7 protein-coding genes are annotated in these 7,278 nt (G+C 45.2%); 6 read left to right on the top strand and 1 reads right to left on the bottom strand.

Annotated features, from left to right (window positions below; genetic code table 11):
• The 3 genes from QZ735_RS12345 to QZ735_RS12335 form a co-directional block, all read left to right on the top strand.
• Positions 1–744 (top strand): NAD-dependent epimerase/dehydratase family protein (locus QZ735_RS12345; RefSeq protein ID WP_294248859.1); only part of this gene is annotated, 744 nt, incomplete at its 5' end.
• On the top strand, positions 741–2,510 hold the full coding sequence (locus tag QZ735_RS12340) for a long-chain fatty acid--CoA ligase (RefSeq protein WP_294248854.1): 1,770 nt from the start codon (positions 741–743) through the stop codon (positions 2,508–2,510). The genes QZ735_RS12345 and QZ735_RS12340, both read left to right, overlap by 4 nt.
• A 218-nt stretch (positions 2,511–2,728) precedes the next feature.
• Positions 2,729–3,787, top strand: coding sequence for a diphosphomevalonate decarboxylase (locus QZ735_RS12335; RefSeq protein WP_294248851.1), 1,059 nt, complete (start codon positions 2,729–2,731; stop codon positions 3,785–3,787).
• A gap of 121 nt (positions 3,788–3,908) precedes the next feature.
• Here QZ735_RS12335 and QZ735_RS12330 read toward each other — a convergent pair whose 3' ends face one another.
• A complete protein-coding gene (locus QZ735_RS12330; protein ID WP_294248849.1) occupies positions 3,909–4,991 on the bottom strand; it encodes an endonuclease/exonuclease/phosphatase family protein in 1,083 nt (360 codons plus the stop codon).
• A gap of 246 nt (positions 4,992–5,237) precedes the next feature.
• Here QZ735_RS12330 and QZ735_RS12325 point away from each other — a divergent pair, with 246 nt between their 5' ends.
• The 3 genes from QZ735_RS12325 to bla all read left to right on the top strand — a co-directional run.
• Entirely contained in the window at positions 5,238–6,170 is a 933-nt protein-coding gene (locus tag QZ735_RS12325; RefSeq protein ID WP_294248845.1) for a hypothetical protein, read from the top strand.
• A 1-nt stretch (position 6,171) separates the two neighbouring features.
• Positions 6,172–6,549, top strand: a complete 378-nt coding sequence (locus QZ735_RS12320; protein WP_294248842.1) for a VOC family protein — start codon at positions 6,172–6,174, stop codon at positions 6,547–6,549.
• A 19-nt stretch (positions 6,550–6,568) separates the two neighbouring features.
• Positions 6,569–7,278 (top strand): subclass B3 metallo-beta-lactamase (gene bla, locus QZ735_RS12315; RefSeq protein ID WP_294248839.1); only part of this gene is annotated, 710 nt, incomplete at its 3' end.

Genomic DNA, 7,278 nt, shown 5'->3' with positions numbered 1-7,278 from the left:
CCTAAAGAGAACAAAGCTGTTCATCACATGAACGTAAAAGGTACCGAAAATCTTTTATTTGCCTGCGAAGGATCATCCGTAAAGAAATTCCTGTTTGTAAGCTCTATAGCGGTGCTGGATATTTTCAATGAAAACGGAGAACTGGATGAAACTTCTGATTTTAATCCTAAAGAAGAACATTCGGCCTACGCCCTGTCCAAGCATCTTGCGGAAATGGAAGTCTGGAGGGCATCGGCAGAAGGACTGAATACCGTGATTGTAAATCCGGGGATGATCATCGGCAGCGGCAGCTGGGGGAACAGCAGCGGTGATATTTTTCCCACCCTCGAAAAAAACAGCTTCAGCTTTCCGGGCGGTACCAGCTACGTGGACGTACGTGATGTGGCCAGGATTTCTGTAGAGCTGATGGAGCGGAATATTTTCGGTGAACGATTTATTCTGGTGTCCGAAAATAAAAGCTATGCCGCGCTGGGCAGGCAGGTCAGGCAAAAACTGGGGCTCCCGGAAGCCCGGATTCTCCCGGAACCGGTGCTTAAGCTTGGGATTGTTGCCAATATCCTCTTCGGATGGCTGTTCCCGGCGCTGAGAATGGCAACCCGTCTGAATATCAGGGCCGTCTCTACCATGAATTCCATTTCCAGCCAAAAAATCAGGGGAAGGCTGGATTACCGTTTTATTCCGCTGGAAGAGACGGTGGATTTCCATCTTACCCATTATATTAACGATAAAAAATCGAAAAAATGAATCTTGCGGAGGCAATTATTCAGAAAAACATACAGAAACACGCCATCAAACCTGCCATCGGCTTCAAGAAGAAAGAGGCCGGCTGGAAAGAGCTGAGCTGGGGAAAATTCAGTGAAATCATTTTTAAAACAGCTAATGCTTTAAAAAGCGCAGGAATCCGGGAAAACGATAAAGTGGCCATCTATTCGGATAATTCTTCGGAGTGGATGATCTTTGACCTTGCTGCCATGGCCATAGGTGCCGTTACTGTTCCTGTCTATTCCACCAATAATGCGGAGCAGGCGGAATACATCATCCGGGATTCGGAATCAAAGATCATTCTGGTAGGCGATCAGGCACAGTATGATGCCTGCCTCGGGATTCTTCAGAAAGAAAATACAGGGCTCGGGACCATTATTATTTCCAAGAAAGCCGTCTGGATCAAAAAAGAATTCAGCAGCTTCTACCTGGAGGATTTCATTGCCAAAGCTTCCCCGGAATCTGCTTTTTGCACAAAGGAAGACGAAGACGTTGCCACCATTATCTATACTTCCGGAACTACCGGAACCCCGAAAGGCGTAATGCTGACCCACGGAAATTTCATCAATGCATTCGATGCGCATTTTGAATTCCTGCAGTTCAGGAATTTTGAAGAGGAGCTTTCATTGGCTTTCCTGCCGCTGAGCCATGTCTTTGAAAGATGCTGGAGCCTGCTTTGCCTGTACGGCGGGGCAAGGGTATACTTCCTGGAAGACCCGAAACATATTGCCAAAGCACTGGAAGAAGTAAAACCGACCATGATGTGTTCGGTTCCGAGGTTTTTCCAGAAAATCTATGCCGGTGTGCTGGAAAAGGCGGAAGAAGGTTCGGCAATGAAGAAAAAAATATTCAGCTGGGCGCTGGAAACAGGCTGGCAGACCGCTGAGTTGCGGAGAGCGGAGAAACCGGTTCCGTTGGCATTGAAAATAAAAGAATCTGTTGCTGAATTATTGGTTTTCAGCAAAATTAAGCAAAAAATGGGCGGAAGGCTATGGTTTCTTCCGTGTGGCGGAGCTTCCCTGTCTCCTGAAGTCACCCGTTTTTTTGAATCGGCAGGAATCCATGTTACGGTAGGCTACGGGCTTACCGAGACGACTGCCACACTGACGTTGTTTCCATTTACCCGCTTTGAGCACGGTACCAGCGGGAAAGCGCTTCCGGGTGTGGAACTCAGGATCGGCGAGGGCAGCGAAATCCAGGCCCGCGGAAACGGGATCATGAAAGGGTATTTCAACAGGCCGGAAGAAACGCAGAAAGTATTTACTCCGGACGGATGGTTCAAAACCGGCGATGCCGGAACCATTGATGCATACGGAAACCTGACCATCACCGACCGGCTGAAAGATCTGATGAAAACGTCCAATGGCAAATACATTGCGCCCCAGCAGATTGAAAACCTCCTGACCAATAACAACTTTATCCAGCAGATTGTCCTGATTGCGGAAGGAAGGCAGTTTGTCTCGGCGCTCATCGTTCCGAATTTTGATTTTCTCCGGGATTTTGCAAAGAAAAATAACATCAGTACCGATGATTGGGAGAAAGCCGTAGCGGATGAGAAGGTGAAAGCTTTCTATAAAGAGAAAATCAATGAGCTCCAGGCAGAACTTTCGGAATTTGAAAAAGTGAAGAAATTTACCCTGATGCCTGCAGAATTTGACATCAACACCGGTGAGATCACACCCACTTTAAAAGTGAAAAGAAATGTAGTGCTGAAAAAGTATGCGGATCTGATTGAGGAAATGTATTGAGCCATGATTGAACACGATTTGAAAGGGCTCATAATGAAATTGCGGATGTTACGGAAATAAGGCCGTTAAACTTACAAAGCCCGTCGATAATGACAGCACATATGGAATGCATGGTATCCGGCTTACCGGAAGCATGGATAGCATAAAAGACAATTCAGAAGGCATATAAGATCCTCCTGAACAGGATTAAAAATAAAGTTTATTAACTAAACTAACGTATGACAACAACACAGGAATTTTTAGGAAAAAAAGAAGCAACGGTAAGCAACCGGACGGTTTCGGAAAGCTGCCCGTCCAATATTGCCCTGATCAAGTATTGGGGAAAATATGACAATCAGATCCCGGCCAACCCGAGTATCAGTTACACGCTGAACCAATGCAGGACCAACACCACGATAGAATTCCTGGCCGGTGAGCCGTTTTCCGTACAGACTTTTCTGTCCGGTAACGAAGAGGTAAAGTTTGCTGAAAAAATCGGAAAATATTTCAGGAATATCGAACAGTACCTTCCCTGGATCCTGCAGGGAAAATACATCATCCGTACGGAAAATACGTTCCCGCACAGTTCCGGTATTGCCAGTTCGGCTTCCGGTTTCGGAGCGGTTGCCAAGTGCCTGATGAGCCTGGATGAAAGTTTTTCAGGAGAACTGACCGGCGGGGAATCCTTGAGGAAAGCTTCCTTTTTAGCCAGGCTGGGAAGCGGAAGTGCCTGCAGAAGCCTCTACAACGGGCTCGTGGTCTGGGGAGAATCCCAGGTAAGGGGAAGTTCCGACCTTTTTGCCGTGAAATATCCGGATGAGGAAATCCATGAAATTTTCAAAGATTTCAATGACTGGGTACTGCTGATCCATGAAGGGCAGAAAAGCGTATCTTCCACCGTAGGTCACGGACTGATGAATACCAATCCGTATGCCGACCGGAGGTTCCAGGAAGCTAGGGAAAATTTCGGTCCCATGAAGGAAATCCTGGCTGCCGGAGATATGGAGCGTTTCATTAAACTGGTGGAACATGAAGCCCTTACGCTGCATGCCATGATGATGATGAGCGATCCGGCCTTTATTCTGATGAAGACCGGAACCCTGGAAGCTATCAACAGAATCTGGGATTTCAGAAAAGAAACAGGCCTTTCCCTGTTCTTTACACTGGATGCCGGTGCCAATGTCCATCTGTTGTTTCCGAACGATGGCTCCGAGGATCGGATCAAGTCTTTCATAGAAACGGAACTGCTACAATATACCCAGAAAAACGGGGTGGTAAAGGACATCATGAAATTTTAGAGGCAAGAAAATTAAAATAAAATAAATAAAGCGGACAAAAGTCCGCTTTATTTATTGGAATATGGGAAAATCCCAGAAATTGCCTCCGGAACGGAAACGGCAGGGATCTGTTTCCTGAGCTCTAATCTTCAGTAACTACCTCATCCCGTTCACCGTCTTCTTCCTTGCCCTCCCGGATCATTTCTTCCGCTTCCGCTTTTTCTTCACGGGTTGCACCGTCAATTCTTTCTTCCTGCTCATGGTTTTCATGGTCTATATAAAACTCGCAGTATACCGGAAGATGGTCGGAACCGAAATTCCCCAGTGTCTTCAGTTCCTCGATAAAGATATTTTCACTGTGGAACATCAGGTCAATCGGGAACCGCAGCAGTTTATACCGGGCATGGAAGGTAGAGACAAAAGACCTTCCGATTCTCGGATCGATCAGATGGCTCGTCTTCCTGAACAGGATGGAAGATTTAGACCATGCCACATTATTGAAATCGCCGACTACAATGACAGGATCTTTAAGTTCAGTAACCCGTTTTGCCGTACTCAGCAGATCGCCGTCCCTTTCCTTGGAAGTTTCTTCCTCTGTGGGGCTTGGCGGCGGCGGATGTACTCCGAAAAAGACAAACCTGAACCCGTTTTCCGTTTCCAGGTGGGCTTCTATGGACGGGATATCATCGGCCACAAAAAAATGGGTTTTTGCCGATTCCAGTTTCACCCTGGAGTAAAAATGCATTCCATAGGTGTTTTCCAATGTCACTTTGTGCTGATACGGATATTGTTCTTCAAGCTTCCGCAGAGCCTGCTCCCAGTCGCCGTTGCTTTCCATGGTAAGGAAAAAATCGGGCTTACAGGTATTGATCAGTTGGATGAACCTGTTGTAATCCGTATTGAACTGATAAACATTGGCGGAAATAAATTTTAGCTTCCGGGAGGCTTTTTCGTGGTGAAAATGTTTTTTAATCGGGTAGAGCGGTGTGTATTTGATCAGGATCACTCCATGATGTATAAACATGATCATAAGTAAAGCCTGATAGTACCAGAAGCTTCCGGGACGGTCTGTGAAGAACCCGAAAATGAAAGTCAAAAGGATAAAAATCGTGATCTGTATTTTCCCGAATTCCGGGGTACGGAAGATCCAGTGGGAGTGCTGGATTTTGGGAAGTAAGGTCAGGACCAGTAATAATCCGGTCAGAATCAGGTAGGCTGTCCACATAGTTGCAAATAATCCTATAAATTTAATTTATTTTTTACTATTGCTCAAATGATTTTTGTAAAGTATGGTAGGTTGGAGCAAATAACCCGCATTCTGCGGACATTTTATAGTGTTGCGGTAAAAACCATAATAAAATACAGACCGCGCAAAGCGGACGGCCTTATAAAATTCATTATTTTAGTACCGCTAATGAAAGAAATCCGGTTATCACCTACCGGAAGAAGATAAGTGTAAAGATCCTGATCCATGAGAAATAAAAACCTGATTGTAAACCCTGTTTTTGTAGGCTGCCTGACGCTGCTTTTTTTGAATGATCACCTGTTCAAAACAGCGTATCATAACGGACTGACGGGAAAAGTATCGGATATGGCAGGCATTGTCTTATTCCCGATGCTGCTTGCTTACCTGTTTCCAAAGCTCAGGGAAAATGCGGTATTTGTGGCCGGATTGTTTTTCGTTTTCTGGAAATCACCTTTTTCCGGCAATCTGATCAGGCTGTATAATCTGGTTTCCCCTGTTTCCATTCACCGGCTCGTAGATTATACTGACCTTTGGGTGCTGTTGCTGCTCCCGGTTCCGTATTTTCTGATCAGGAACAGCTGGTATCTCGAAAAAATCAGGTTGAAGAAGATCAGTGTTTCCATCGTTCTGGTTCCTGCAGTATTTGTGCTGATGTCTACTTCGCCGCCTTACTCTTATTTTTATATTCCTGAAAAAGGCACTTTGATTTTCAGGGGAGCCAGTATGGAAATCAGGAAAACAAAAACCGATCTTCTCACAGAAATGGACGCTCATCATGTAGCCTGGGTAAAGGACACGGCAGAGGTGATAGAATCCCTGCGTTTCGAGATCTCAAAAATGGGGAAGTTTGATCAGAATGCCCTTAAAAACGGCGGTCCTGTCTTCACCATAAATAATGATGAGCTCCGTTTGCTTATCCTGAAAAAAATACATGAAAGCTCAGATTATAAAATCCCGGAATTAAAAGTAGGTGAAAGGACAGTAAAGAACCTCAGGTTTTCTATTGAGCCTTCTTACAGGGAAATAAACCAGAAGAAATTCAGCACCGTTGTCATCCGCGAAGTGGAAATAGATAAAAACCTGGATCATGATAAGGCAGGAAAAGAGCTCAGGGAAATGTATCAGGACATCATCATCAGTAAATTCAAAAATTTTTAGCATGAAAATCCATCATATCGCCATTATCTGCTCAGACTATGGAGTCTCAAAAAAGTTCTACACCGAAATGCTGGGACTGAGCATCATTCGTGAAGTATATCGGGACGAAAGAAAATCGTATAAGCTTGATCTCGCCATTGAAGATCATTACGTCATCGAACTCTTTTCCTTTCCCGATCCGCCACCGCGACCTTCTCGGCCGGAAGCCTGCGGATTAAGGCATCTTGCGTTCTCAGTAGAAAGCGTTCAGGAAAAAAGAGAAGAATTGATGCAGAAAGGATTAGCCTGTGAAGACATCAGGATCGACGAATTTACCGGGAAAGCATTTTTCTTTACGCAGGATCCCGACAATCTTCCGCTGGAATTTTATGAATATTAACGATAAAACAGTTTTACGAATGAAGAAATATGCAGTATTATTCGGTCTCGCCCTGATGAGCCAGCTGAGTGCCCAGGATGTTCATGAGCCCAAAAATCATCCGAAAGAATGGTCACAGTCGTATGAGCCGTTCAGGATTGCCGGAAACCTCTATTATGTCGGCACTTACGATCTTGCTTCGTACCTTATCGCAACGGATAAAGGGAACATCCTGATCAATACCGGACTTGCCGATTCACTTCCGGTTATTAAAAACAATATCAAGAAGCTTGGCTTTACCTATACCGATATTAAAATCCTGTTGCTCAATCAGGCGCATTACGATCATCTGGGTGCAATGGCGGATATTAAAAAGGAAACCGGCGCAAAACTATATGCGGATGGGGCAGATGCAGAGGTGTTGAAAAGCGGAGGGAAATCGGATTATGAAATGGGAAAGTACGGGATCACCTTTAAGCCCGTTGCTCCCGATGTTATTTTAAAAGACAGGCAGGCCGTGACACTCGGAAATACGAAACTGATACTGCTTCATCATCCGGGCCACACGAAAGGCTCATGCAGTTACCTGCTTGAAACCAGAGACAAAGACAGAAGCTATAAGGTTCTGATTGCCAACATGCCGAGCATTATCACCGATCATCCGTTCTCTGAGGTCTCCGCATATCCGGGTATCGCCCAAGATTATGCTTACACGCTCCGGGAAATGAAAAAACTGGATTTTGATATCTG

The sequence above is a fragment of the uncultured Chryseobacterium sp. genome (genome assembly GCF_913776365.1).
Classification (GTDB): domain Bacteria; phylum Bacteroidota; class Bacteroidia; order Flavobacteriales; family Weeksellaceae; genus Chryseobacterium.
Note: the sequence above shows the minus strand (reverse complement) of the source record. Positions and strands in the feature narration are given on the sequence as shown.

Excerpts from the sequence above, each read along its gene's own strand:
- QZ735_RS12340 (WP_294248854.1), top strand. The coding sequence starts at position 741 with ATGAATCTTGCGGAGGCAATTATTCAGAAAAACATACAGAAACACGCC.
- QZ735_RS12335 (WP_294248851.1), top strand. The coding sequence starts at position 2,729 with ATGACAACAACACAGGAATTTTTAGGAAAAAAAGAAGCAACGGTAAGC.
- QZ735_RS12330 (WP_294248849.1), bottom strand. The coding sequence starts at position 4,991 with ATGTGGACAGCCTACCTGATTCTGACCGGATTATTACTGGTCCTGACC.
- QZ735_RS12325 (WP_294248845.1), top strand. The coding sequence starts at position 5,238 with ATGAGAAATAAAAACCTGATTGTAAACCCTGTTTTTGTAGGCTGCCTG.
- QZ735_RS12320 (WP_294248842.1), top strand. The coding sequence starts at position 6,172 with ATGAAAATCCATCATATCGCCATTATCTGCTCAGACTATGGAGTCTCA.